The organism is Acinetobacter indicus (assembly GCF_009914475.1).
Lineage (GTDB): Bacteria > Pseudomonadota > Gammaproteobacteria > Pseudomonadales > Moraxellaceae > Acinetobacter > Acinetobacter indicus.
This window is the reverse complement of record NZ_CP045198.1, coordinates 237,606-263,320: the sequence shown is the minus strand read 5'-3', so window position 1 is coordinate 263,320 and position 25,715 is coordinate 237,606. Positions and strand designations below refer to the sequence as shown.

The following is a 25,715-nucleotide window of genomic DNA, read 5'->3' as shown; positions in this document are numbered from 1 at the left end:
ATTTATCTGCCTTTGAAAAAGTTGTCAAGTTTTATTTATATTTTTTGTTTTTCCCGACTATTTTTGGCTTGTATTTCGCGCTAAAATTTGTGTATTTATGAAGACCTTATCTGAATAAGTATAGTTTAAAGCATATGACAAGAATATTTCGCGGACAAAACGGATGCCAGACTTGAAAACCGGGCAAGATGCCCCATATTCCTATTCAGTTTTGCTTTCAAACATTTTTATAAAATCATGCTTGATTGATCAAATCAGAAACTTTTACAGCAAATTGTGCTATCATGCACGGTTTTTCACTGCCACAGATTCAACGAAGAGTAAGCAAAGATGAGCGATATGACTTCCCCTACTTCGCAAGTAGCGGCTCTGATTAGCCGAGGCAAAGAGCAAGGTTACCTAACTTATGCCGAGGTTAACGATCATCTCCCAGACTCAATCACGGAAAGCGAACAGATTGAAGACATCATCCAGATGCTTCAGGACGTGGGCATTCCTGTGCATGAACGTGCACCTGAATCTGATGATGCGATGTTCGAAGACACCACAGAAGCTGCAGATGAAGTCGCTGAAGAAGAAGCAGCGGCAGTACTGGCTTCTGTAGAAAATGAGCCTGGCCGTACCACGGACCCTGTGCGTATGTATATGCGTGAAATGGGGACCGTTGAGCTGTTAACGCGAGAAGGCGAAATTAGTATCGCGAAACGTATTGAAGAAGGCATCCGTGATGTGCTGCATTCAATTGCGTACTGGCCAAATGCCGTTGAAGTGGTTCTACAAGAATACAAAGATTATGAAAATGGCGAACGCCGCCTGGCCGATCTGCTTTCAGGTTACTTAGATCCTGAAACCGATGAAGAAATTCCGGAAGTGCTGGAAGATGAAGCCGTGCTCGACGATGAAGAAGAATCGAGCAGCAAGAGCACCAAAACCAAAGATGTCAAACTTGATGACGACGATGAAGAAGAAGAGTCAGAATCGGATGATGATTCTGAAGCGGATTCTGGTCCGGACCCTGAAATTGCCAAAGTACGTTTTGCCGAGCTGACTGAAGCCTGGAAAAACACCAAAGACGTCATTGCAAAGCATGGCCGTAACAGCAAAGAAGCGGAAGCTGCGTTACAGGCTCTGGCCAGCGTGTTCATGATGTTCAAATTTGCGCCGCGCCTGTTTGATATTATTTCAGAAATGATTCGTGGCACGCATGACCAGATTCGTGCAGCAGAGCGTGAAGTAATGCGTTATGCAGTACGTCGTGGCCGTATGGACCGTACCCAGTTCCGTACGACTTTCCCGGGTCAGGAATCTAATCCGGCATGGTTAGACGAACAGATTGCCAAAGCTCCTGCAGAGATGAAAGGCTACCTGGAAAAAGTGCGTCCTGACGTACTGGCCTTCCAGCAAAAAATTGCCGACATCGAAAAAGAGTTGGGTCTGAATGTTAAAGACATTAAAGACATTGCCAAACGTATGGCGGTGGGTGAAGCCAAAGCACGTCGCGCCAAGAAAGAAATGGTCGAAGCCAACTTGCGTCTGGTGATCTCGATTGCCAAGAAATACACCAACCGCGGCTTGCAGTTCCTGGATCTGATTCAGGAAGGTAACATCGGTCTGATGAAAGCGGTAGACAAGTTTGAATACCGTCGTGGTTACAAGTTCTCGACTTATGCGACTTGGTGGATTCGTCAGGCGATCACCCGTTCGATTGCCGATCAGGCACGTACCATCCGTATTCCGGTACACATGATTGAAACCATTAACAAGATTAACCGTGTTTCTCGTCAGTTGCTGCAGGAAATGGGCCGCGAACCGACACCGGAAGAACTCGGTGAACGTCTGGAAATGGACGAAGTGAAGGTACGTAAAGTCCTGAAAATTGCCAAAGAACCGATTTCCATGGAAACGCCAATTGGTGATGATGAAGATTCGCATTTGGGTGACTTTATTGAAGACAGCAACATCACCTCTCCAGTCGATGCAGCGACTTCAGAAGGCTTAAAAGAAGCAACACGCGAAGTGCTGGAAAACCTGACTGAACGTGAAGCCAAAGTCCTGAAAATGCGTTTTGGTATTGATATGCCAACCGATCATACTCTGGAAGAAGTCGGTAAGCAGTTTGATGTGACCCGTGAACGGATCCGTCAGATTGAAGCCAAAGCCTTACGTAAATTACGTCACCCTTCCCGCTCTGAACACCTGCGTTCATTCCTGGAAAACGACTAAGTCAGCAGCGGCTTGAATTGGGATCAATCCATCCCCATTTAAGTAGCAATGCCAAAACGCCTGCGCCTTGCAGGCGTTTTTCAATCTTTTGAGGTAATTATGATTGACCGCACTCCCTCTCGTGAATTACAAGAGCATCTTTGGGTTTTTCCGATGGATTACCCGATTAAACTGATTGGTCTGGCCGGTGCAGAGCTGCGTCAAGCGGTGAACGATATTTTCGTGAAACACTTCCCGGACTTTGATGGCGACAAAATGACCGTGACCCCGTCGCGTACCGGTAAATACCACTCGATTACCGCACAGCTGCGTTTCGAGGAGCTGGAACAGGTGCATGCGGTCTATGCCGATTTAGCTGCCTGCCCGCTGATTAAAACCGCGCTTTAAGTTTCAAAAAAACACGCTTCATGCGTGTTTTTTTATGGCGTGCCGTGCAAGCGCAGTAATTTAAAGCAGGCACACTCCTATTCCTATTCTGAATCATTATAATTCACATCAGCAGATTTCATTTTTAAGGACGCAGCCTGTGACCGATGCGCTTCAAAAACCGACCCTCATTATTCGCCAGTATTCGCAATTAACACCGTATCAAGACCGCTTTTTAGAGATGAAGCAGTTGACTGAACAGCGTGATGCCAATACCCCCGATGAGCTCTGGATTTTGCAGCATCATGAGGTGCTGACCCAAGGTCAGGCCGGCAAGGCAGAACATATTCTGATTCCCAGCCATATTCCGGTGGTACAAACCGACCGTGGTGGACAGGTGACCTGGCATGGTCCGGGCCAGCTGGTGGCGTATTTCCTGTTTGACCTGAACCGTTTGGGCTGGAATGTCCGCACGCTGGTATCGTATGCCGAAAACCTGATGATTGCGCTGCTCAAAAAATATGGTATTGAAGCTTATGCCAAAGCAGATGCGCCGGGTGTCTATGTCGCGGAGCGTAAAATTGGCTCATTGGGCTTTAAAATCCGCAAAGGCCGTAGTTACCATGGACTAGCGCTGAATATTGACTGTGATTTGAGTGGTTTTCAAACCATTAACCCCTGTGGGTATGCCGGTCTGGAAATGGTGCGCATTCAGGATTTAGTCCCAGACTATCCATCGTTTGAAACTTTATGCCGAGATATCATTGAAACTTTAGAGCACAGTGGTTACTTTAGTGAGGTTCAAACCATTCAAGCCTAAATGACTTTACTTTTGAATAAGAAATAAATTAGAGTATTTACTCTAAACCCAATAATAGATGTTAACAAAGGGACTCAGCGAGTGATTTCAAGCAAAACCGTGAAGCCCGCTTTGCAACAGGCCTATGTCAAACTCATGATGGATGTGATTGGCAGAGGTCTGGTGATGGCAAGCCAGGTCGATCAAGAAATAAAACAGGAAGTTGCAAAGTTTCCCGCAAATTTTATCCTGTCCATGAAAGTGTTTCCCAATGGACCTGCGTTCATTGCCCGGGTGACTGAAGATCATCAGCTCGAACTGCTGCCTGAACTGGATGGCAAACCCGATCTGGTCATTACCTTCAAGCATCTGACCCATGCCTTTTTGGTGTTCTCGTTTCAGGAAAGTACGGCACAGGCCTTTGCCCATGACCGCATGATTGCCGATGGTGACCTGTCTTATGCCATTCGTCTGGTGCGTTGCCTGAACAAAATGGAAGCCCTGATTTTGCCTAAACTGCTGGCAGAGCTGGCCGTCAAACAATACCCATCCGAACTTAACTTAAAAGAAAAACTCAGCGGAGCTGCCCATATTTACCTGAAAGTGGCTCAGTCCTATTTCCAACGGAGTGCATAACATGGCGAAGCCTTATTACGAATTTTTTTGTCCAGTCAAAGTCATTGCCGGCAATGCCGCACTGGAACACATTCCGTTTGAATTGGTGACTTTAGGTGCGAAACGCCCGCTGATCATTACCGACAAAGGCGTCCGTGGTAACAACCTGCTGGCCCCGGTTGAAGCGGCTTTTGAATCGACTGATGCTGAAATTGGCTATATTTTTGATGATGTGCCACAGGATTCAAGTCTGGACACGGTACGTAAAGCCACGCAGCTGTATCGTGACCACAACTGTGATGCCATTATTGCTGTCGGCGGCGGTTCGGTGATTGACACCTCTAAAGCTACCAATATTCTGGTGACGGAAGGCGGCGATGACCTGCTGAAATATTCCGGTGCGCACAATCTGCCAAAACCATTAAAGCCCTTCTTCGTGATTCCGACCACTTCAGGCACCGGTTCAGAAGTCACCATGGTCGCGGTGGTGTCAGATACTGAAAAGAATGTCAAAATGCCATTCGCCTCTTATTACCTGATGCCGCATGCCGCGATTCTGGACCCGCGCATGACCCAGACCCTGCCACCGCATTTAACGGCAATGACAGCTATGGATGCCATGACCCATGCGGTTGAAGCTTATAGCTGCATGGCCTCGAATCCGATTTCGGATGCCTATGCCACCGCCGCGATCAAGAAAATCAGCAATAACCTGTTTAAAGTGCTGGACAATCCAAGCGATGCCTATGGCCGTCTGGAACTGGCACAGGCCTCGACCATGGCTGGTATTGCCTTCTCCAATTCGATGGTGGGTCTGGTACATTCCCTCGGGCATGCCTTAGGTGCAGTGGCTCATCTGCCGCATGGACTGTGCATGAACCTGTTCTTACCCTATGTGCTGGAATACAACAAAGATGTCAATGGCGACAAAATTGCCGAACTGCTGCTGCCATTGGCCGGCCCGGATATTTATGCCCAGACTCCGGCGCATCTGCGTGCCGATAAAGCCATTGCTACCCTGCTGACCATGCGCGACCGTCTGTATGCCATGACCAAATTGCCACGCACCTTGAGTGAAACCGGCAAGGTTACAGAAGCACAGCTAGATGAAGTGGCCGAAAAAGCCCTAAACGATGGCTCGATCATTTACAACCCGAAAGAAGCCAGTCTGGAAGATTTGAAATCTATCTTAAAAAAGGCTTGGTAATTTCCAGCAAATAGGCGAATATAGCCAAAATTTCTAGAAGCCTGATGTTTTTTTAAGCATCAGGCTTTTACTATACCCAAGAAAAAGTTCTTATTTATTCAGATGATTGGCATATTTTCTGCTAAAAATTTCTGAAAAAGTTACTGACAAAAGCAACCATTTTGGAGTAGATTGGCGGACTTTTGTTTTATTGATAGGGGGGATCGTTCGTCTCAAACGATCCTTAGGAACATGACTGATCCTTGATCAACGATTAAGAGGATAACGCCGTTGACAAATATCTCTGGGACTCAATCGGCAGCTAAACTGCAAAAAACGCTAGGGCTCTGGCACATCATTATTATTGGTTTAGCATATATTCAGCCAATGACCTTATTTGACACTTTCGGTTTAGTATCGGAAGAAAGTCATTTTCATGTACCCACCTCGTATATTTTTGCCTTGGTTGCAATCTTGCTGACCTCGTTAAGCTATGGTCACATGATTCGCCGCTACCCATCTTCGGGTTCTGCCTATACTTATGCGCAGAAATCCATTCACCCCAATGTTGGCTTTATGGTGGGCTGGTCATCCTGGCTCGACTACCTGCTGTCGCCAATGGTGAATATTATTCTGGCCGTGATTTATCTGGAAGCGCTGTTCCCGGATGTTAATCATTGGGTCTGGGTCATTGTACTGACCGCGTTTATGACCGGCATCAACCTGCGTGGTGCGCGTTTTGTCGCCAACTTCAACAGTCTGATCGTATTTATCCAGCTTCTGGTCATCGCGATCTTTACCTGGATGGTATTTACCAAACTGCAGGCCGGTTTTAATGCCGATGGCCCGATTAGTGCCGAACAGCGTTATCAGCTCTGGAGCCTGGAACCGTTCTGGAATGAGCTGACCTCAGTCGGTGCGCTGATTACCGGTGCTACCTTACTGTGCTTCTCCTTCACCGGTTTTGACTCCTTAAGCTCGCTGGCAGAAGAAACCAAAGATACCGAAAAGACCCTGCCAAAAGCGATTTTCCTGACTGCGTTAATTGCCGGGATCATCTTTATTGTCAGCACCTACTTCATGCAGATTTACTTCCCGAATGAACCGGGCAGCTACTTCAAGAATATTGCTGAAACTCAGCCAGAAATTCTGATGCTGGTGGGTGGTTCACTGTTCCAGTCCTATGTACTGACCTTCGCAATTGTAACGGTGATGGCTTCGGGTATTTCTGCACATGCCGGTGTATCCCGTTTGATGTACGTGATGGGCCGTGATGGCGTGATCAACAAGAAAATCTTTGGTCATATCAGCCCACGTAACTTCACACCGTCTTATAACATTCTGATTGTCGGTGCGGTGGCCTTAACTGCAGGCTTTATGGATCTGGATTTCGTGATTTCCCTGATCAGCTTTGGTGCCCTGACTGCATTCAGTTTCGTCAATCTGTCAGTCATTTCACGCTATGCGCTGCGTGATGGACGTACCCGCAACGTTAAAGATATTCTGAACTTTGTGGTGGTGCCGCTTTGTGGTTTTATCGCGGTGTTTGCACTGTGGCTTGAGGTTGATGAAACATCATTGAAATATGGTTTATGGTGGGCAATGGCCGGTATTTTATACCTGGGTTATAAAACCAAAGGCTTTAAACACCCTGCGCCACAACACAATGAATTTGACGATAAACTCTAAGTTTAAGTCATTTAAAAAGGTGCTTCGGCACCTTTTTTGTTTCTACGTTTCAGGTCAAGTTTTGACGGCTTGATCCTGCTCACTGAAAAAATAAATAGCGATAAAAAAACCAAGATCAGTGATCCTGTTTTTTTATTCTTCGCGATGATCTGCCCTAGCTTAAAGGCTGAAAACCCTGCTGACGCCAGGCTTCATAAACAATAACTGCTGTGGCATTTGACAGGTTCAGACTGCGGGAGTTTTCTGCCATCGGCAAGCGAATCCAGTGCTCTTGTGGGAACATCAAACGCACATGCTCAGGCAAACCGCGGGTTTCTGGTCCCATCAACAAGGCCACAGGACGGTTTAAATCCGAAGTATGCGGGGTTTCTGTACCCTTGGTGGTTAATGGATACACCGCATCCACGCCTATGCCTTTGCTGGCCAAATTGGCCAGACAGTCTTCAATTGAATCCCACAGTTGCATCCGTGCCCATTCGTGGTAATCCAGACCGGCACGTTTCAGCTTTTTATCATCCAGCTCAAAACCCAGGGGCTTGACCAGATGTAACTGAGCACCGGTATTGGCACAAAGCCGGATAATATTACCGGTATTGGCAGGAATTTCAGGCTCATATAACACAACGTGGATCACTTTTTACTCACTATCTGGTTGATTTAAGCAATTAAACTTTCTTGATGGGACAAGGATGCTGTCAGGGTTAAAGCGCTACGCAGTATTGCCCTTTTGCATCTCCGGCAACCATGATTCATCATAGCTGCCACTTGACAGGCGCAGCCTTCGTCTTGCGCTCGGGCAACGCAGTGCGTTGCTTTATCCTCTTTACTCAGGCATAGCCTTCGTCTTGCGCTCGGGCAACACGTTGTGTTGCTTTATCCTCGCTCATGCCATTGCAGTTGTTCGCGCAGCTTCACCACTTCACCAATAATGGTCAGAGTGGGTGCCTGAATTTGATGTTCAGTAACTTTAGATGCAATATCCGCCAAAGTCCCGACCACCACTTTCTGCTCCGGTGTGGTGCCTTTAGACACCAAGGCCACTGGCATATCCGGACGCTGGCCATGGGCAATCAGTTTCTGGCAGATTTTTTCCAGTCCCACCAGTCCCATATACAGCACCAGAGTCTGGTTTTCATAGACCAGCTCGCTCCACGGCAGTTCCGGTGAACCTTCTTTTAAATGCCCGGTCAGGAAACGTACGCTTTGCGCATAGTTGCGATGGGTTAAAGGAATACCGGCATAAGCTGAACAACCCGAGGCTGCGGTAATGCCCGGCACCACCTGAAAAGCCACACCTGCAGCAAACAGTTCTTCAATTTCTTCACCGCCACGACCAAAAATAAACGGATCCCCGCCTTTTAAACGGCAGACACGTTTACCTTCCTGCGCATATTTGACCAGCAAGGCATTAATGCCCTCTTGTGGCACAGCATGGTTGGAGCGCGCCTTCCCGACATAGATTTTTTCAGCATCGCGGCGGCACAGCTCCATAATCGGATCAGACACCAGACGGTCGTAAATCACCACATCGGCCTGCTGCATCAAGCGCAGTGCTTTTAAGGTCAACAGCTCCGGATCACCCGGACCGGCACCGACCAGATACACTTCGCCTTTTGGCGTGGTCCATTCCTGCAAGGCCTGCTCAATCAAACGATTGGCTTCTTGCAGATTGTCATTAAAGACCTGCTCTTTAAGCGGACTGGCATACAGGTTTTCCCAGAAAATCCGGCGTTCATCCGGATTCTGGATTTTGGCCTTAACCGCAGCACGCCATTGACCGGAAAAACTCGCCAGTTTGCCCATGCCATGCGGAATACTGGTTTCCAATTGGGTGCGAATCTGGCGCGACAACACCGGTGATGCACCATTCGTGGCCACTGCAATCAGCAAAGGCGAACGGTCGACAATAGCCGGCACCATAAAGCGGCAATGTGGCGGATCATCGACACTGTTAACCAGCACATTTTCAGCTTCACAAGCCTCAAACACCTGACGGTTGATTGCTGCATCATCAGTGGCGGCAATCACCAGACGATACTGGCGCAGCGGAATTTCAGTATTGAAGGCAGCAGCCTCATAATGCCCCTGGCTCTGCTGAACCAGTTCCAGTAAAGCGGCATCAATGTCCGGCGCCACCACATCAATAATAGCGCCTGCTTTTTGCAGTAAACCGGCTTTACGGTAGGCAATATGGCCGCCACCGACAATCAGACAGCGTTGCTGTTGCAACTTTAACGAGATTGGAAAAATATCCACACACTACCTCAGTAATTTAGTTCTGATTGTCTTAAGCAAATTTTGTGCACAAATTGGTGCATCCTGTACATCGACCTGAATTTAGTCGATATATTCTGCACCACCCATGTACGGACGTAGCACTTCAGGCACTTCAATTGAGCCATCCGCGCGCTGATAGTTTTCCATCACGGCCAATAAGGTGCGTCCAACCGCCAGACCTGAACCATTCAAGGTATGGACAAATTCAGTTTTCTTCTGGTCAGCACGATAACGCGCTTTCATACGACGCGCCTGGAAATCCCCCATGTTGGAACACGAAGAAATTTCACGATAGGTATTCTGACTTGGCACCCACACTTCCAGGTCATAGGTTTTGGTCGCACCAAAGCCCATATCACCACCACACAGGATGATTTTACGGTACGGCAAGCCCAGCGCCTGCAAAATGCCTTCTGCATGACCGGTCAACTCTTCCAGTGCCTGCATAGAATCTTCAGGTTTAACGATTTGCACCATTTCTACTTTATCAAACTGGTGCTGACGGATTAAACCACGCGTATCACGACCATAAGAACCAGCTTCACTGCGGAAACATGGGGTATGCGCAGCATATTTCAGCGGTAAACGGTCCGCATCAATAATTTCGTCACGGACAAAGTTGGTGACTGGCACTTCCGCGGTTGGAATTAAATAGAACTCTTTTTCACCTTGCAGCTTAAACAGGTCTTCTTCAAATTTTGGTAATTGACCGGTACCACGTAAAGAATCGGCATTGACCAGGTACGGTACATAGGCTTCGGTATAGCCATTTTTCAGGGTATGCGTATCCAGCATAAACTGGGTTAAAGCACGTTGCAGACGCGCCAATGGCCCTTTTAAAACGCTAAAGCGAGAACCGGTCAGCTTGGTCGCGGTTTCAAATTCTAGACCACCCATCCATTCGCCTAAGTCGGTATGATCTTTGATTTCAAAATCAAATTCGCGTGGTGTACCCCAGGTCAGGATTTCCACGTTATCGGCTTCATCTTTACCTTCCGGCACAGATTCATGTGGCAGGTTAGGAATAGTCAGTGATTTGGTTTCAATTTCCGCCTGTAATTCATTTAAAGCCACTTCGGCTGCTTTAATTTCATCACCAATGGCTGACATACGTGCCATGATTTCTGAAGCATCACCACCGGCTTTTTTAATCTGACCGACCTGTTTGGCACCGGCATTACGCTCGGCCTGTAGAGCTTCCGTTTTGGACTGGATTTCTTTACGGCGAGCTTCCAATGATGCCCATTCTTCTACATTGAGTTGCACACCACGTTTTGCCAAGGCTAAATTTACAGCCTCAATATTATTTCTGAGTAATTTCGGGTCGATCATAGCCAATCTTTTGTAAAGAAAAAAACTGGCTATAGTGTAAGCGCTTCGGGTTAAAAAATACAGTAATCCGCTTCACGGCTGGGGCTTATTACAGCAATCTGGCGCAGTTTTTTCACAATTTACTGGGCCGGATACTTCGGCAAACTTGGCAGATATTCAGCTTTAATCAGTTTGTCCACCGCATAATACGGCAGCTCCAGTTCCGGCATGCCTTCTGCATAGGAAGCCAGCTCATACAATGGATAGACAAACACCAGACCATTGGCACCATAATAGAAATTGTCACTCAGTCGCAGTTTGTCACGCTGGATGTCGTGCTCATTCAGCCAGTTGTAATTATGGTTAAACAGTTCTTGTACTAGTTTGGCTTCACTATTCGGCAGTAGAATATCCTGCAAGGCCAGACGTTTCTTGCTGTTTAAATCAAAGGTCACAAATTCCTGATGATGCATACCATGCGCCGCCCCGGCCGGATAACTATAGCTTTGCATGCTAAAGGTAGCCAGACGGCCATGCTGGCCAATATAACGTACATAGGTAGAACTCAGGCTAAGACGGTTAGGCTCCTCTGTGCTATTGGCCTCTGATGCTGACGATGCTGACGATGCTGACGATGCTGACGATGCTGACGATGCTGACGATGCTGACGATGCTGACGCAGTAGAAGCGGCATCTTCACTAAATGCAATCGGGTCAGCCTTTTTAATCCGCTGCATAAAATACGCATTGATCCACGGCACATTGGTATTGACCGTCTGAATATCGTATTCGGTACAGCCCTCTTCATCACAGCGCTGCTGCTGTTTCAGTTCCACCGGCACCACTTTGGCCTGAATCACGGGAATGGCAGCTGCCTGAGTCTGACTTTGCTCGGCCTCCACCTGAGGTGCGGCATCCTGCTTCGGCTGACAGGCGCTTAACATTAATGCCGTGGTCAGTGCGATGGTCGTGGTGAGCAGATTTGATTTCAGATGTTGCATTGCATTTCCCCTATGTTCATGCTGCAATTTTCAGCAGTTTTCACCCCGCAAAGGCGTTGTATACGCTCAATTTAGCTATTTACCACTATATAAAACTCCTGCTGTTCGATCCTAGAGCAGTTCTGTAACCTGCGATAAAAAATGAAAAATCAACCAAAAACCATCCGCAGCGGTACATACCAAAATTTATAATATTCCATTAAAATTCATAATGATAATTTTAAAATAAAATCAAATTCTGACTGCACCCTAATCGTGCATCTGCGGCCCATTCAACGGGAAAAATAAATTATCCCAAGATTTATCCACAGAAATTGTGGATTCTTTCACAGAGCAAAAGCAGACAGATCAGCCGTGATTCTGGTTAACCCTTATTTTTGGTTAATTTTTAACCATTTTCAGGGAGGGCAATTTTTATTGCCATTTCATGCATGTCCGCATGGCTCAACTCGCTCAATTGACTTTCCGTTCAATCCTACCATTGGACGATTATTCACCTAAAAATAAAGGAGCCATTAAAATGGCTCCTTTATGTTTTTGCTTTCACAGATAAAATCTTTTTTAAGAAATGATCATCATCCCTTATTGATCAATAATATCTGTGCCTTTTGGCGGGGTGAAATTAAAGGTCGAGTTGGCAATGTTCGGGTTCACCTTCACATTGTTAAAACGTACATAGGTGGTTTGACCTAAAGAATCTTCCAGAATCATCAGGCTTGGTGCTTTGTTGGCACCGAAACTGATGGTCAGACTCTGGAAAGCACCGTCATCACTTTTTGGATACAGGGTGTAATAGGTTTTGCCTTTGTTTGGCTGGGTCACCCGGTATGACTGCATAATCTGGTTGGTATTGCCCGATAATAACAGTGCTGGCGTATTGGCAACCTGCTCATCCAGGTTTTGACGCACGGCCTGCTGCAAGTCCGGGTCATAAATCCAGACGGTTTTCCCTGAGGTCACAATGGTCTGTTTGGCCGGACTGGTGGTTTCCCAATAGAATTTACCCGGGCGCGCCACTTTCATTATGCCTTTAAATTCCTGATTCATATGCTGGGCAGTCAGGCCCTTGTTTTTAGGCGCTTTGCCACTGGTTTTGGTGGTCTGCTCGAAGTTGGCGGTCATACTTTTAATATGACTCAATTGTTTGACCAGATTGGCAGTGGCTTGCTGCTCCGATGCTGCCACAGGCGCAGCATACACAGTCGTACTCATCACTGGTGCCAGCGTTGCAGCACCCAATGCCATAGCACACATGGTTTGACGAAGCATTTTCATAGATTCACCTTTTATTGTTGCATATCGCAATGTATTCATGGACTCATCTTAAACCAAATAAAGTGCCTAAATTTAGAGAAAATAAGAAGTTTTGTATGTTTATTAATATCAAATGTTCTTTTTTATCCATCATCATGAAGATCAGGGTTGCTCTCTTTCCCGATGCGACATGCATAAAAAAACCCACAGAAGACTGTGGGTTTTTGTTCTATTGAATCTTATTCAACAGATACGTAGCGACGGCCAAATTGACCTTTCACTTCGAATTTTACTACGCCGTCAGCAGTAGCAAATAAAGTATGGTCACGGCCCATACCTACATTTGCACCAGCGTGGAATTCTGTACCACGTTGACGAACGATGATGTTACCTGCAGTTACAGTTTGACCACCGTAAACTTTAACACCTAACATCTTAGGATTCGAATCACGACCGTTCTTAGTAGAACCACCGGCTTTTTTAGATGCCATGTCTCATTACTCCTAGTGATTAGCCTGAAATACCAGTAATTTTCAACTCGGTGAACCATTGACGGTGACCTTGTTGCTTACGGTAGTGCTTACGACGACGCATTTTGATGATGCGGATTTTGTCGTGACGGCCATGGCCAACCACTTCTGCAGTTACTTTAGCGCCAGCTACAACTGGAGCACCGATTTGAATGCTATCACCGTTTACAAGCATTAATACGTCATCAAACGTAATAGTTGCGCCAGTTTCAGCTTTCAATAATTCAACTTTAAGGGTTTCACCCTCAACTACACGGTGCTGTTTACCACCGCTTTGGATTACTGCGTACATAATGTACTCCAAACATGCCCGTGTCGTCGTGCCGGTAAAGGGATATACCGATCTTAAAACGAACGCCACTGGGGTTATACAAGGGCAGAGATTTTAAGGGATAACGCTGCAAACAACAAGAGATTTAGCCAAAATATTGCATCAGCCGGCTGTTTATTTTATAAACATGCAACGAAAAGCAACAAAAATGGTCAAAACCCTACATTTTTCATTGATCTAATCAAATTGCTTGTTAGAATCGAAAACGCCAGCATGCTGATGCTATCACCGCTGCCTGTCACCGGGAGGCCATCAGCGCCAGCACGAACAGGAAAGCAGACCATTGCCTCGTACTTCATAACGACAACCACAATGGCCGCACCGCAGATTGCAGATTTCCTGTCCAGACGTTTTTCATTGTTACACTATATCGTTGTTACTTGACACAATTGAGGTTCTCCTTCACATGACCATCGACTTTAAGCAAGATATTCTCGCGCCTGTTGCTTCCGATTTTGCCGCGATGGATCAGTTTATTAATGAAGGCATTACCTCAAAAGTCGCACTGGTTATGGCGGTCAGCAAGCATGTGGTGGAAGCCGGCGGCAAACGTATGCGTCCGATCATGTGCTTACTGGCGGCCAAAGCCTGCGGCGCAGAAGATCTGGAACAGGCGCGCAGACTGGCGGCGATTATTGAAATGCTGCATACCGCAACCCTGGTGCATGATGATGTGGTCGATGAATCTGGCTTGCGTCGTGGCCGTCCAACCGCCAATGCCACCTGGAATAACCAGACCGCCGTATTGGTCGGTGACTTCCTGATTTCACGTGCCTTTGACCTGCTGGTCGATTTAAACAACATGACCTTGCTAAAAGATTTCTCGACCGGTACTTGTGAAATTGCCGAAGGTGAAGTACTACAGTTGCAATCACAGCATCAGCCGGACACCACCGAACAGACGTATTTAGATATTATTCACGGCAAAACCTCGCGCCTGTTTGAACTGGCCACCGAAGGTGCCGCCATTTTAACCGGCAAGCCGGAATACCGTGAACCGTTACGTGTCTTTGCCGGCCATTTTGGTAATGCCTTCCAGATCATTGACGATATTCTGGATTACACCTCAGATGCCGAAACCCTGGGTAAAAATATCGGCGATGACCTGATGGAAGGTAAACCGACCTTGCCTTTAATTGCCGCCCTGAAAAATACCAGTGGTGCGCAACATGAAATTATCCGCCGCAGTATTGCTACGGGTGGAACCTCCGAATTGGCGCAGGTTATCGAGATTGTACAGACGTCAGGTGCATTGGATTATTGCCAGCAACGTGCCACGGAAGAAACCGAAGCCGCAATTGCGGCCTTAAATGCCTTGCCAGATACAATCTATCGTCAGGCCTTGGTCAATCTGGCCAAGCTGGCCCTGCACCGAATTCAATAAATAGCTTCATCCTTGCCTATGCATATAAAATTTTATGACCTATTCCTGAACATGCAGGATCAGCTGGAAACCACGCCCGCTGATCTTGACGAGCAACTGCTCATTGAGCTGGTCAACCGCATTCGACCAGCCAACACCGAAAATAGCGAAGAAATACAAGAAAAGTTTCAGGCCTTTTTACATGCCCTGCTGATTACGCCCAATGCCGCCAATACCTTACAAAGTTTTGTGCTCTGCTTAATCAGCCAGTACAAACAGACCAGCCTGTATGCCGATACCGGCATCCTGTCTTTAGATGGTTTCTGGAGCCAGCTGTTCCAGCGCCTAGGGGCGCATTTTTTACCGCTGATTAATGATCAGAGCCAGCTGCAGGACTTGCTGCGCCGCATTTTCCATCAGCGCAGTGATAAATACTGGCTGGATGATATTGAAGATCAGCAGTGGCAGCAGCTGTTTCGCCTGCTGAATCAGGGCCATCGTAATCAGGATGATAAAAAACTGATTCGTCAGGAAATCATTAAAGCCATTACCGTGCTGTCCTATCGGGTCAGCGGGATTGGTTTATATCCGGAATTTATTAATGCCCATCCGGAACTGACCGAATACGAATCACCATTTTTAGTGCAGAACCGTGAAATCAACGATTTCATTGTGCAGTATAAAAACCTGCATCAAAGTGCCGACAAATTTGAAGCGGTAATTCCACCGGATGCCTCACAGGCGCTGGTAATGATTGACCAGTGCCGTAACGTCAGCCATAAAATTCGCCGGGCCACCAAACGGATTGGGGTCAGTGTCAGCCTGACCTATTTGCTGTCCTTACTGGAACAGTGTCTGGACCGGATTGAACTGCTGCTGAACCTGATTGTTGAAGAAGATGATGTGCGTTATAGCGCCATGGGCGAGCTACTGGTCGATATTACCACCGCGCTGTATAGCGAACGCAGTGTCCGCTCCCTGCTGGCTACCAACAGTGAATTGATGGCCTTGCAGGTGACTGAAAATGCCAGTAAAACCGGTGAACATTATGTAAGTACCGACAAGGCCGGCTTTCTGGAAATGTATAAATCGGCTGCCGGGGCCGGGGTGATTATTGCCACCATGGCCACCCTTAAGGTGCTGGCGGCACGTTTAACCTTGGCGCCGCTGATGCAGGCCTTTATTAACAGCATGAACTACTCGCTGGGCTTTATGCTGATTCATGTGCTGCACTTTACTGTGGCCACCAAACAGCCGGCGATGACCGCTGCCGCACTGGCTTCGACCGTACAGCATCGCAAAGGCTCGAAAATGGCGCAAATTGCCGAGCTGGCCGCGCTGATTATCAATATTATCCGGACCCAGTTTATTGCCATTCTGGGCAATATCTCGATTGCCATTCCGGTGGCCGCCCTAATTGCCTTTATGTGGGATGCGGCGTTGCATGAACCTTTAATGAACCATGCCAAAGCCAGTAAAATGCTGCATGACCTGAATCCGTTTACCTCTCTGGCAATTCCACACGCAGCCATTGCCGGGGTATGTCTGTTTTTATCGGGCCTGATTGCCGGTTACTTCGATAATATGGCGGTGTATCGCAAAGTCGGGCCACGGCTACAGGCGCATGCCAAACTGAAAAAATGGATGAGTCAGGAACGGCTGGACCGTTTTGCCGCCTATATTGAACGGAACTTGGGCGCACTGGCCGGTAATTTCCTGTTCGGGGTTATGCTCGGCAGTATGGGCACAATTGGTTATATTCTGGGTCTGCCTTTAGATATCCGGCATATTGCCTTTGCCTCGGCCAACTTTATTCAGGGTTTGATGAACGTCAACGGTAGTCCGGAAATTGGCCTGATTATTGTGTCTTTCCTGGGTGTACTGTTAATTGGCCTGACCAACTTATTTGTCAGCTTTACCCTCACCATTATTGTGGCCCTGCGCGCACGTCGGGTACGTTTTGAACAGTGGAAGCCATTGGCCAAACTGGTCATGACCCATTTCCTGACCCGGCCCAGTGACTTTTTCTGGCCACCGAAGCAACCTGTTGAAGTTGAAGAACAATCTGGCCCGGCCAAGGGTCATCATTAAGGAATTTGTTAATTTATTTTGTCATGTGTTAAAAAGAATTGAAAAAGAAATTAGCATAATTTATACAGGCTTGAAATGAAGTGTACTGGCGAGTACACTTTAATCCATTACCGGACTGCGCTCGGATCAGCTAAACTAACCAGGATTTCGGCATGCCTAATTTTTTGCTTTATCTCGGTGGTTTGTTGTGTTTTTTCAGCGTGTTAATGCTTTATGTTCCAGCGCTCACTGCCCTTGATTCGGCAATTGTAGACTGGTTCAGCCAGCACCGTAACGAGATGTTGAATTCACTAATGACGGGATTATCTGTCGTTGGTGGCATGCCATTTGTATTATTTTTATCCAGTCTTTGGTGTCTGTATCTGGCCAGGCAGAAGGAATATGCAAATATCGTGCTGGTCAGCATTGGACTGATGGGGAGTTTTGCCACTGCCTGGATACTCAAGTATCTGATTGCAAGAGAGCGCCCGCCAGAAATGTATCATCTGGTCAATAGCTATGGTGCCTCATTTCCCAGCGCACACAGTTTTTATGCCGCAACGCTGGGCTGTCTTGCAATTTATGTGTCAATGCAACATCCCGCACATAAAGCCATTGTAATATGTGCTGTTATGTGGATGTTGCTGATGGGAATTTCAAGAGTGTATCTTGGCGTACATTTTCCCTCAGATGTCCTGTCAGGCTGGAGCATAAGTTTTATCTGGATCACGCTGCTCTATCTGATCTTGATCAAGTACAGCCAGCGCAAACCAATGAATAATTTTTAGATAGATAAAAATCTAATTGAGGTGGAAGAATGATGTCTGCAAAGCTTTGGGCCCCTGCCCTCACTGCTTGCGCATTGGCCACAAGCATCGCGCTTGTGGGTTGTAGCAAAGATCCAAATGATGCGCAGCAAGCTGCAGCCCAGCAGCAAATGCCTCCAACAGAAGTTGGGGTCATTGTTGTACAGCCACAAAGTGTCGAGCAGTCTGTTGAACTTTCCGGCCGTACCACTGCCTTTGAAATTTCTGAAGTTCGCCCGCAAACCAGCGGTGTGGTGCAGAAACGTCTGTTTACCGAAGGCAGCTATGTACGTGAAGGTCAGGCCTTATATGAAATTGATTCACGGACCAACCGTGCATCGGTAGATAGTGCCCGTGCAGCATTGGCACGTCAGCAGGCCAATCTGAACGTTTTACGTGTCAAAGAAGGCCGTTATCGTCAATTGGTGGGCAGCAATGCCATTTCCAAACAGGAATATGATGACATTGTGGCGCAGGTGAAACTGGCTGAAGCAGATGTCGCGGCCACCCGTGCCGAACTGCGCAATGCAGAAATTAACCTGGGTTATTCAACCGTACGTGCACCAATTTCAGGTCAGACCAACCGTTCTACCGTGACGGCAGGTGCATTAGTGACTGCCAGCCAGCAGGAACCGTTAGTGACCATTCAGCGTCTGGACCCGATTTATGTGGATATCAACCAGTCGAGTGCTGAACTGCTACGTTTACGCCAGCAGCTGAGTAAAGGTGATTTAAACAGCAGTAACAACACCACAGTCAAGCTGAAACTGGAAGATGGTAGCTATTATCCGGTTGAAGGCCGTCTGGCATTCTCCGATGCCAGCGTTAATCCGGATACGGGTACCGTGACTTTACGTGCAGTATTCCCGAATCCAAACCATCTGTTATTGCCAGGCATGTTTGCCACTGCACAGATTGTGCAAGGGGTAATTCCAAATGCCGTGCTGATTCCACAAGCTGCCATTACCCGTACCCCAACCGGTCAGGCCATGGCGATGCTGGTCAATGCCAAAGGTGTGGTTGAACCACGTCCAGTGACCACAGCCGGTATTCAGGGTAAAGACTGGATTGTGACTGAAGGTCTGCAAACTGGCGATAAAGTTATTGTAGAAGGTATTGCCAAAGTCAAGCCGGAACAGAAAGTGGTAGCCAAACCATATCAACCGCAAGCTGCCGCGCCACAAGGTGCCCAGCAACCTGCTGCATCAGATAAAGCAAAACAACCAGCAGATCAGGCGGATGCTCAAGCTGAACAAAAAGCTACTTCAAATACATAAGGGGTAGACTTCAATGGCTCAATTTTTTATTCATCGCCCGATTTTTGCATGGGTGATTGCACTGGTGATCATGTTGGCGGGTATTCTAACCCTATCCAATATGCCCATTGCCCAGTATCCGACCATTGCGCCGCCAACGGTCACCATTTCTGCGACCTATCCGGGTGCTTCGGCTGAAACTGTTGAAAACACAGTAACCCAGATTATTGAACAGCAGATGAATGGTCTCGATGGCTTGCGTTATATTTCATCGAACAGTGCCGGTAACGGTTCTGCGTCTATTGCGCTGAACTTTGAACAAGGCGTCGATCCTGACATTGCCCAGGTTCAGGTACAGAACAAATTACAGTCTGCCACCGCCCTGCTGCCGGAAGATGTCCAGCGTCAAGGGGTGAGGGTCACCAAATCAGGCGCCAGCTTCCTGCAAGTTCTGGCCTTCTATTCGCCTGATGGCAGCATGTCAGCAAATGACATCAAAGACTATGTTAACTCCAATATTTCTGAACCCTTAAGCCGTGTGGCGGGGGTCGGTGAAGTTCAGGTGTTTGGTGGTTCCTATGCAATGCGCATCTGGCTGGACCCAGCCAAAATGGCCAGCCTGCAAGTCACCCCAAGTGATATTGCCACAGCCATTCGTACCCAGAATGCCCAGGTCGCTGTCGGTCAGTTAGGTGGTGCACCCGCCATAGAAGGTCAGGTGCTCAACGCAACCGTAACGGCACAAAGCCTGCTGCAAACCCCAGAACAGTTCAGCAATATCTTCCTGAAAAATACTGCTTCAGGTGCACAGGTGCGTCTGGGTGATGTAGCTCGTGTAGAACTCGGTGCAGACAACTATCAGTTTGATTCCAAATTCAACGGCAAACCTGCCGGTGGTGTTGCGATTAAACTGGCAACCGGTGCCAACGCGCTGGATACCGCCCAAGCCGTTGAAGAGCGCTTAAAGCTGTTACGTCCAAACTACCCGCAAGGGATGGTCGATCAGCTGGCCTTTGACACCACACCATTTATTGAATTGTCGATTAAGAGTGTTGTTAAAACCTTAATTGAAGCGATTATTCTGGTATTCCTGGTAATGTTCCTGTTCCTGCAGAACTGGCGCGCTACCATTATTCCAACCATGGCTGTACCGGTGGTGGTCTTGGGAACCTTTGCCGTCATCAATATGTTCGGCTTCTCGATTAACACCCTGACCATGTTTGCGATGGTTCTGGCGATTGGTCTGCTGGTCGATGACGCAATTGTCGTGGTCGAAAACGTGGAACGTGTCATGGTCGAAGAACATCTCGACCCTGTGGCAGCCACTGAAAAGTCAATGAAACAGATTTCTGGCGCGTTAATCGGGATTACCTCGGTGCTGTCTGCGGTATTCGTACCAATGGCATTCTTCGGTGGTACGACCGGGGTGATTTATCGTCAGTTCTCGGTGACCCTGGTCACGGCAATGGTACTGTCGCTGATTGTAGCCTTAACCTTTACCCCTGCCCTGTGTGCGACCATGCTGAAACAGCATGATCCGAACAAGCCGGAAAGCAACGGTCTGTTTGCGCGTTTCTTCCGCTGGTTTAACCGCAGCTTTGACAAGATGTCGGTGAAATATCAGGGCGGTGTGAACCGTATGACCCACAGCAAGATTTTCTCCGGGATTATTTACGGTGCAGTGCTGGTTGTGATTGTGCTGTTATTCCAGAAACTGCCATCTTCGTTCCTGCCGGATGAAGACCAAGGTGTGGTGATGACACTGGTGCAATTGCCACCAAATGCCAGTCTGGAACGGACTGACAAAGTCGTCAGCACCATGACCAACTACTTCCTGGAAAATGAGAAAGAGCATGTCGAGTCTGTGTTTAGTGTGGCCGGCTTCTCCTTCACCGGGGTTGGACAAAACGCAGGTCTGGCCTTCATTAAGCTGAAAGACTGGTCAGAACGTACTTCGCCAGAATCTCAGGTCGGTGCGATTATCCAGCGTGGTATGGCACTGAACATGATTGTTAAAGATGCTTCTTACATCATGCCACTGCAATTGCCTGCCATGCCTGAACTGGGCGTGAGTGCCGGCTTTAACCTGCAGCTGAAAGATGCCAGTGGTCAGGGTCATGAAAAACTGACCATGGCACGTAACATCATTTTAGGTGAAGCAGCCAAAGATCCACGTCTGGCCGGGGTTCGTCCAAATGGTCAGGAAGATACACCACAGTACCGCGTGATTGTGGACCATGCGCAGGCCGGTGCCTTGGGCGTGAGTATTGCTGAAATTAACAGCACCATGGGCATGGCCTGGGGTGGTTCGTACATCAATGACTTTATCGACCGCGGTCGTGTCAAGAAAGTCTATGTTCAGGGTGAAGCAGGCTCACGTATGATGCCGGAAGACCTCGATCAATGGTATGTACGTAATAACCGCGGCGAAATGGTACCATTCTCGGCCTTTGCAACCGGTGAATGGACTTATGGTTCACCACGTTTAGAGCGTTATAACGGCGTATCCTCCATGAACATTCAGGGTACACCAGCGCCTGGCGTCAGCTCGGGTGATGCGATGGTGGCCATGGAAGAAATTATTGCCAAGCTGCCAGACATGGGCTTGCAAGGTTTCGACTATGAATGGACCGGTCTGTCACTGGAAGAACGTGAATCGGGTGATCAGGCACCATTCCTGTATGCCCTGTCGCTGTTAATCGTCTTCCTGTGTCTGGCAGCGCTGTATGAAAGCTGGTCAATTCCGTTCTCGGTATTACTGGTCGTACCATTAGGTATTGTCGGTGCCCTGTTCCTGACCTTCAGCGGGATGGTGCTGTTCCAGAACCCGAACCTGTCGAATAACATCTACTTCCAGGTGGCGATTATTGCGGTGATTGGTCTGTCTGCGAAAAACGCGATCCTGATTGTCGAATTCGCCAAAGAGTTGCAGGAAAAAGGTGAAGACCTGTTTGAAGCCACTTTACATGCGGCAAAAATGCGTTTACGTCCAATTATCATGACCACTTTAGCCTTCGGTTTTGGTGTACTGCCGCTGGCCCTGTCTTCAGGTGCAGGTGCAGGTAGCCAGCACTCGGTCGGTTATGGTGTTCTGGGCGGCGTAATCAGCTCGACCTTGTTGGGTATCTTCTTTATCCCGGTATTCTACGTGTGGATTCGAAGTATCTTTAAATACAAACCAAAACAACAAAATCATCAGGAGCATGTATCGTGATGCAAAACTTATGGTCTCTTACAGGCCGTGGTATTGCGGTTTCTGCCCTTGCGCTTGCTTTGACAGCCTGTCAGAGTATGCGCGGGCCAGAGCCGGTTGCTCAGGCGAATATTCCGAGCAGCTATAGCAATGCTTCCGGAAGCTCTGTTGCAGAACAGGGTTATAAAGATTTCTTTGCCGATCAGCGCCTGCTACAGGTGCTGGATCTGGCCTTGACCAATAACCGTGATTTACGTACTGCGGCGCTGAACATCCAGCGTGCCCAGCAACAGTACCAGATTACTGAAAATAACCAGTTACCGACCATTGGCGCCAGTGGCAGCGTGTTACGTCAGGACACCATGAGCAATCAGGGTCGTGGCCCAAGCACCTCCTATAACGTAGGTTTAGGGGTCACCGCCTATGAGCTGGATTTCTGGGGTCGGGTCCGTAGCCTGCGTGACAATGCACTGGATAATTTCCTGGCCACCCAGAGCGCCCGTGATGCCACGCAAATTGCCCTGATTGGTCAGGTATCTCAGGCCTGGCTCAGCTATTCCTTTGCCAATGCCAACCTGAAACTGGCCGAGCAAACTTTAAAGGCCCAGCTTGAATCGTATAACCTGAACAAAAAACGTTTTGACGTTGGCATCGACAGCGAACTGCCGGTACGTCAGGCGCAAATTTCAGTCGAAACCGCGCGTAATGATGTAGCTAACTATAAGACTCAGGTGGCGCAGGCACAAAACCTGCTGAATCTGCTGGTGGGTCAACCGGTTCCGGCCAATCTGCTGCCGGCACAGCGCATTACCCGCATTACCTCCAATACGGCAATTGGTGCGGGCTTACCAAGTGATCTGCTGGTAAACCGTCCCGATGTCCGTGCAGCAGAATACCGTCTGTCTGCCGCAGGTGCCAATATTGCCGCAGCGCGTGCCCGTCTGTTCCCGACCATCAGCCTGACCGGTTCAGCCGGTTATGCCTCGGCCGATTTAAGTGACCTGTTCAAATCAGGCAACTTTGTCTGGTCAATTGGTCCAAGTCTGGATATTCCAATCTTTGACTGGGGCACACGTCAGGCCAATATCCGCATTTCAGAAACCGATCAGCAGATTGCGCTATCAGATTATGAAAAGTCGATTCAGACCGCTTTCCGTGAAGTGAATGATGCCTTGGCAGTGCGTGAAAATATTGGTGACCGGATTGCCGCACAGCGCCGTCTGGTGGAAGCCACCAATACCACCTATCGTCTGTCGGAAGCCCGTTTCCGTGCCGGCATTGACAGCTATCTAACCGTACTGGATGCACAGCGTGCCTCTTATGCGGCCGAGCAAGGGCTATTATTGCTGGAACAGGCCAATTTGAACAATCAGGTGGAACTGTATAAAACCTTAGGTGGCGGCCTGAAAGCTAACACTTCAGATCAAGTGACCCAGCAGCCGTCTGTGGCAGAACAACGCCGCGCTGCTCAGCAATAAGATTGTCTGAGTTGTAGCCTCAAGCAGCAGGGTGATTTCATCCTCACCGCTTGATGATCAAGCCAGTGAGCCCCGCGCTGACTGGCTTTTTCTTTGCCTGATGATGTGCCTGGATCATCCATGAGATCAAAGCAGTTCAATACAGTGATGATTAGAGCAAAGAAATCATGTTTTGCTTGTAGTGACTCGCCAAAGGATTGGATGCACATCTGCCCGCATAAAACTACAAAAGAGATGTTTTTGATTGCATTTTACCCGCAGTTTTTCTATCTTCATCAGCAATCTATTGTTATTGGTCATCACATGTTACTGAGTAATTTGGAATCTGTACCCGGACACACCATTCGCCAGCAAATTGATGTGGTATATGGCAGCACGGTACGCAGCAAGCATGTCGGCCGTGACCTGCTGGCCGGACTGAAAAATATTGTCGGTGGTGAGCTGACAGCCTATACCGAACTGCTGGAAGAATCGCGTCAGGAAGCCATGAACCGGATGATCGACAAAGCGCGCAGCATGGGGGCCAATGCGATTGTCGGAATCCGTTTTTCCACCTCCAACATTGCCCAGGGTGCATCTGAACTTTTTGTTTATGGCACGGCGGTGATTGTCGATCCAATCATGCCAAAACTGCCTGATCCCTTCCCTGCACAGGACTAAGTCATGGATGGATTGCTCCTGCAGCTGCTGATTTTTGCGGTCCTGTTTGCCGTTGGCTTTGGTTTTGGCCGTTATAACGAACGCAAGCATTTTCAATATCTGGCTGAACAGGAACAGCGACTGGCCTATATCCAGCTCGACAGCAGCCGCTTTAAAAGCACTGACCTACCCGGCCAACTGGTCAGCAGCAATGTGGTGATTTCACATGATTACTTTAAATATGCAATTGCCAATGTGCAGAATTTACTCGGTGGCCGCCTGACCAGTTATGAAAGTGTGGTGGAACGTGCGCGCCGCGAAGCAATTGTACGCTTAAAGCTGGAAGCCGAGAAAATGGGCGCCACCCAGATTTTAGGCCTGCGTTTAAGCACCACCGAACTGGGGATGCAAGGTGGGATGGTGGAAGTGTTTGCGTATGGGACGGCCATCAAGAAATAAGCTGATGGCCTGATCTGTCTTCATCTCGTCAAATGCTCTGGAACGTATTACTTCACCTTCATTTTACGGATCATTTTATACAGCGTACTTGGCGACAGACGCGACACCCAAACCCCCAGTTTTTCCTTGGCGCCACCGACCACAATATATTCCTCACCCGCCAGCAAGGCACTGACCGTGGTCTGGGCAAACAGGTCCGGCTCCAGACCGTTTTCAATTGCTTCATCCTGATGGCCCTGCGGTTTGCCTTCGCCATTTAAGGCATTAAAAGATACATTGGTTTTGACAAAGCCCGGGAAAATTACCGAAACCTCGACGCCATCTTGCGCCACTTCCGCACGCAAACTGTTGGCCCACATATGAATTGCGGCTTTGGCCGCCGAATAAGAGGCACGGTACTGGGTGCCGAGCAAACCGGCGACACTAGAGACAAAGGCAATCCGTCCCGATTTCTGGGCAATAAAGGTCGGTAACACGGTTTTGGTCAGGAACACCTGCGAGAAATAATCGACTTCCATAATGGCACGTTCTGTCTGCATGGTGGTGTCCTGAATCAGCGCGCGCTGGCTAAGACCGGCATTGTTAATCAGCCAGTCTATCCGGCCTTTAGCCGCTAACACCTGCGCATAAGCATGTCGCACCTGTGATTCATCGGTAATATCGGCGCAAACTGACACATGCCGTTCAGGATTCAGTAAAGTCACACGCACCTTTTCCAATTCTTCATAACGGCGTGCGGTCAGAATGACATCAGCGCCTTGCAAGGCACACTCTTTGGCCAAGGCTTTGCCCAATCCGGAAGATGCCCCGGTAATCCACACCACTTTTCCTGTTAAATCCTGCTTGGCCATGAATCTGTCCCTCTATAC

The 25,715-nt window shown here is 48.2% G+C and carries 22 protein-coding genes; 14 read left to right on the top strand and 8 right to left on the bottom strand.

The features are described from left to right. Positions 1-330: 330 nt before the first annotated feature. The 6 genes from rpoD (at position 331) to GA693_RS01700 (ending at position 6,878) form a co-directional block, all read left to right on the top strand. Complete coding sequence (gene rpoD / locus GA693_RS01725) at positions 331-2,223, top strand: RNA polymerase sigma factor RpoD (RefSeq protein WP_127799634.1); 1,893 nt, start codon at positions 331-333, stop codon at positions 2,221-2,223. A 99-nt stretch (positions 2,224-2,322) separates the two neighbouring features. Beyond that, positions 2,323-2,610 carry a YbeD family protein gene (locus tag GA693_RS01720; protein WP_005176130.1) on the top strand — a complete coding sequence of 96 codons (288 nt, stop codon included), beginning with the start codon at positions 2,323-2,325 and terminating at the stop codon, positions 2,608-2,610. A gap of 139 nt (positions 2,611-2,749) precedes the next feature. Next, positions 2,750-3,409: a lipoyl(octanoyl) transferase LipB gene (gene lipB / locus GA693_RS01715; RefSeq protein ID WP_005176127.1), complete on the top strand. Its 660-nt coding sequence runs from the start codon at positions 2,750-2,752 to the stop codon at positions 3,407-3,409. Positions 3,410-3,490: 81 nt separating this feature from the next. Then, positions 3,491-4,024 (top strand): hypothetical protein, encoded by a 534-nt coding sequence (locus GA693_RS01710; RefSeq protein WP_160241544.1) that lies wholly within the window; start codon positions 3,491-3,493, stop codon positions 4,022-4,024. 1 nt (position 4,025) lies between these two features. Continuing rightward, positions 4,026-5,210, top strand: a complete 1,185-nt coding sequence (locus GA693_RS01705) for an iron-containing alcohol dehydrogenase (protein WP_160241545.1) — start codon at positions 4,026-4,028, stop codon at positions 5,208-5,210. 270 nt (positions 5,211-5,480) lie between these two features. Then, entirely contained in the window at positions 5,481-6,878 is a 1,398-nt protein-coding gene (locus tag GA693_RS01700) for an APC family permease (protein ID WP_005176119.1), read from the top strand. Between the two features lie 154 nt (positions 6,879-7,032). On the opposite strand, the gene GA693_RS01695 is transcribed toward GA693_RS01700, so the two are convergent. From GA693_RS01695 to rplU, 7 genes are all read right to left on the bottom strand, one after another. Continuing rightward, on the bottom strand, positions 7,033-7,512 hold the full coding sequence (locus GA693_RS01695; RefSeq protein WP_005176117.1) for a tRNA (cytidine(34)-2'-O)-methyltransferase: 480 nt from the start codon (positions 7,510-7,512) through the stop codon (positions 7,033-7,035). Between the two features lie 239 nt (positions 7,513-7,751). Then, entirely contained in the window at positions 7,752-9,134 is a 1,383-nt protein-coding gene (cysG, locus tag GA693_RS01690; protein ID WP_160241546.1) for a siroheme synthase CysG, read from the bottom strand. A gap of 81 nt (positions 9,135-9,215) precedes the next feature. Then, complete coding sequence (gene serS / locus GA693_RS01685; protein WP_016659896.1) at positions 9,216-10,487, bottom strand: serine--tRNA ligase; 1,272 nt, start codon at positions 10,485-10,487, stop codon at positions 9,216-9,218. Positions 10,488-10,606: 119 nt separating this feature from the next. After that, positions 10,607-11,467, bottom strand: coding sequence for an RsiV family protein (locus GA693_RS01680; RefSeq protein ID WP_160241547.1), 861 nt, complete (start codon positions 11,465-11,467; stop codon positions 10,607-10,609). Positions 11,468-12,049: 582 nt separating this feature from the next. Further along, positions 12,050-12,742: an outer membrane lipoprotein chaperone LolA gene (gene lolA, locus GA693_RS01675; protein WP_160241548.1), complete on the bottom strand. Its 693-nt coding sequence runs from the start codon at positions 12,740-12,742 to the stop codon at positions 12,050-12,052. A 218-nt stretch (positions 12,743-12,960) separates the two neighbouring features. Further along, the gene (gene rpmA / locus GA693_RS01670; protein ID WP_005176106.1) at positions 12,961-13,212 is read right to left on the bottom strand and encodes a 50S ribosomal protein L27; all 252 of its coding nucleotides are present in this window, start codon (positions 13,210-13,212) and stop codon (positions 12,961-12,963) included. A 19-nt stretch (positions 13,213-13,231) separates the two neighbouring features. Beyond that, positions 13,232-13,543, bottom strand: coding sequence for a 50S ribosomal protein L21 (rplU, locus tag GA693_RS01665; RefSeq protein WP_005176105.1), 312 nt, complete (start codon positions 13,541-13,543; stop codon positions 13,232-13,234). Positions 13,544-13,988: 445 nt separating this feature from the next. Here rplU and sdsA point away from each other — a divergent pair, with 445 nt between their 5' ends. The 8 genes from sdsA to GA693_RS01625 all read left to right on the top strand — a co-directional run bounded on the left by sdsA (position 13,989) and on the right by GA693_RS01625 (position 24,846). Continuing rightward, positions 13,989-14,966 carry an All-trans-nonaprenyl-diphosphate synthase gene (sdsA, locus tag GA693_RS01660; RefSeq protein WP_104470409.1) on the top strand — a complete coding sequence of 326 codons (978 nt, stop codon included), beginning with the start codon at positions 13,989-13,991 and terminating at the stop codon, positions 14,964-14,966. 18 nt (positions 14,967-14,984) lie between these two features. After that, a complete protein-coding gene (locus tag GA693_RS01655) occupies positions 14,985-17,036 on the top strand; it encodes a site-specific recombinase (RefSeq protein ID WP_160241549.1) in 2,052 nt (683 codons plus the stop codon). 152 nt (positions 17,037-17,188) lie between these two features. Beyond that, positions 17,189-17,803, top strand: a complete 615-nt coding sequence (locus GA693_RS01650) for a phosphatase PAP2 family protein (RefSeq protein WP_005176089.1) — start codon at positions 17,189-17,191, stop codon at positions 17,801-17,803. 29 nt (positions 17,804-17,832) lie between these two features. After that, positions 17,833-19,098 carry an efflux RND transporter periplasmic adaptor subunit gene (locus GA693_RS01645; protein WP_005176086.1) on the top strand — a complete coding sequence of 422 codons (1,266 nt, stop codon included), beginning with the start codon at positions 17,833-17,835 and terminating at the stop codon, positions 19,096-19,098. Between the two features lie 13 nt (positions 19,099-19,111). Further along, a complete protein-coding gene (locus GA693_RS01640) occupies positions 19,112-22,291 on the top strand; it encodes an efflux RND transporter permease subunit (protein ID WP_075174408.1) in 3,180 nt (1,059 codons plus the stop codon). After that, positions 22,291-23,748, top strand: a complete 1,458-nt coding sequence (gene adeK / locus GA693_RS01635; protein ID WP_005176082.1) for a multidrug efflux RND transporter AdeIJK outer membrane channel subunit AdeK — start codon at positions 22,291-22,293, stop codon at positions 23,746-23,748. The genes GA693_RS01640 and adeK overlap by 1 nt, the downstream gene beginning before the upstream one ends. A gap of 303 nt (positions 23,749-24,051) precedes the next feature. Next, positions 24,052-24,408: a YbjQ family protein gene (locus GA693_RS01630; protein WP_005176080.1), complete on the top strand. Its 357-nt coding sequence runs from the start codon at positions 24,052-24,054 to the stop codon at positions 24,406-24,408. A gap of 3 nt (positions 24,409-24,411) precedes the next feature. Next, positions 24,412-24,846, top strand: a complete 435-nt coding sequence (locus GA693_RS01625) for a YbjQ family protein (RefSeq protein ID WP_005176078.1) — start codon at positions 24,412-24,414, stop codon at positions 24,844-24,846. Positions 24,847-24,893: 47 nt separating this feature from the next. Here the strand turns inward: GA693_RS01625 and GA693_RS01620 are convergent, their stop codons facing one another. Continuing rightward, positions 24,894-25,697, bottom strand: coding sequence for an SDR family NAD(P)-dependent oxidoreductase (locus GA693_RS01620; protein ID WP_160241550.1), 804 nt, complete (start codon positions 25,695-25,697; stop codon positions 24,894-24,896). Positions 25,698-25,715 lie beyond the last annotated feature (18 nt).

Bases quoted from the DNA above. Each gene is read 5' to 3' on its own strand.
- rpoD (WP_127799634.1), top strand. From the start codon at position 331: ATGAGCGATATGACTTCCCCTACTTCGCAAGTAGCGGCTCTGATTAGC.
- GA693_RS01720 (WP_005176130.1), top strand. From the start codon at position 2,323: ATGATTGACCGCACTCCCTCTCGTGAATTACAAGAGCATCTTTGGGTT.
- GA693_RS01705 (WP_160241545.1), top strand. From the start codon at position 4,026: ATGGCGAAGCCTTATTACGAATTTTTTTGTCCAGTCAAAGTCATTGCC.
- serS (WP_016659896.1), bottom strand. From the start codon at position 10,487: ATGATCGACCCGAAATTACTCAGAAATAATATTGAGGCTGTAAATTTA.
- GA693_RS01680 (WP_160241547.1), bottom strand. From the start codon at position 11,467: ATGCAACATCTGAAATCAAATCTGCTCACCACGACCATCGCACTGACC.
- lolA (WP_160241548.1), bottom strand. From the start codon at position 12,742: ATGAAAATGCTTCGTCAAACCATGTGTGCTATGGCATTGGGTGCTGCA.
- rpmA (WP_005176106.1), bottom strand. From the start codon at position 13,212: ATGGCATCTAAAAAAGCCGGTGGTTCTACTAAGAACGGTCGTGATTCG.
- rplU (WP_005176105.1), bottom strand. From the start codon at position 13,543: ATGTACGCAGTAATCCAAAGCGGTGGTAAACAGCACCGTGTAGTTGAG.
- sdsA (WP_104470409.1), top strand. From the start codon at position 13,989: ATGACCATCGACTTTAAGCAAGATATTCTCGCGCCTGTTGCTTCCGAT.
- GA693_RS01655 (WP_160241549.1), top strand. From the start codon at position 14,985: ATGCATATAAAATTTTATGACCTATTCCTGAACATGCAGGATCAGCTG.
- GA693_RS01650 (WP_005176089.1), top strand. From the start codon at position 17,189: ATGCCTAATTTTTTGCTTTATCTCGGTGGTTTGTTGTGTTTTTTCAGC.
- GA693_RS01645 (WP_005176086.1), top strand. From the start codon at position 17,833: ATGATGTCTGCAAAGCTTTGGGCCCCTGCCCTCACTGCTTGCGCATTG.
- GA693_RS01640 (WP_075174408.1), top strand. From the start codon at position 19,112: ATGGCTCAATTTTTTATTCATCGCCCGATTTTTGCATGGGTGATTGCA.
- adeK (WP_005176082.1), top strand. From the start codon at position 22,291: ATGCAAAACTTATGGTCTCTTACAGGCCGTGGTATTGCGGTTTCTGCC.
- GA693_RS01630 (WP_005176080.1), top strand. From the start codon at position 24,052: ATGTTACTGAGTAATTTGGAATCTGTACCCGGACACACCATTCGCCAG.
- GA693_RS01625 (WP_005176078.1), top strand. From the start codon at position 24,412: ATGGATGGATTGCTCCTGCAGCTGCTGATTTTTGCGGTCCTGTTTGCC.
- GA693_RS01620 (WP_160241550.1), bottom strand. From the start codon at position 25,697: ATGGCCAAGCAGGATTTAACAGGAAAAGTGGTGTGGATTACCGGGGCA.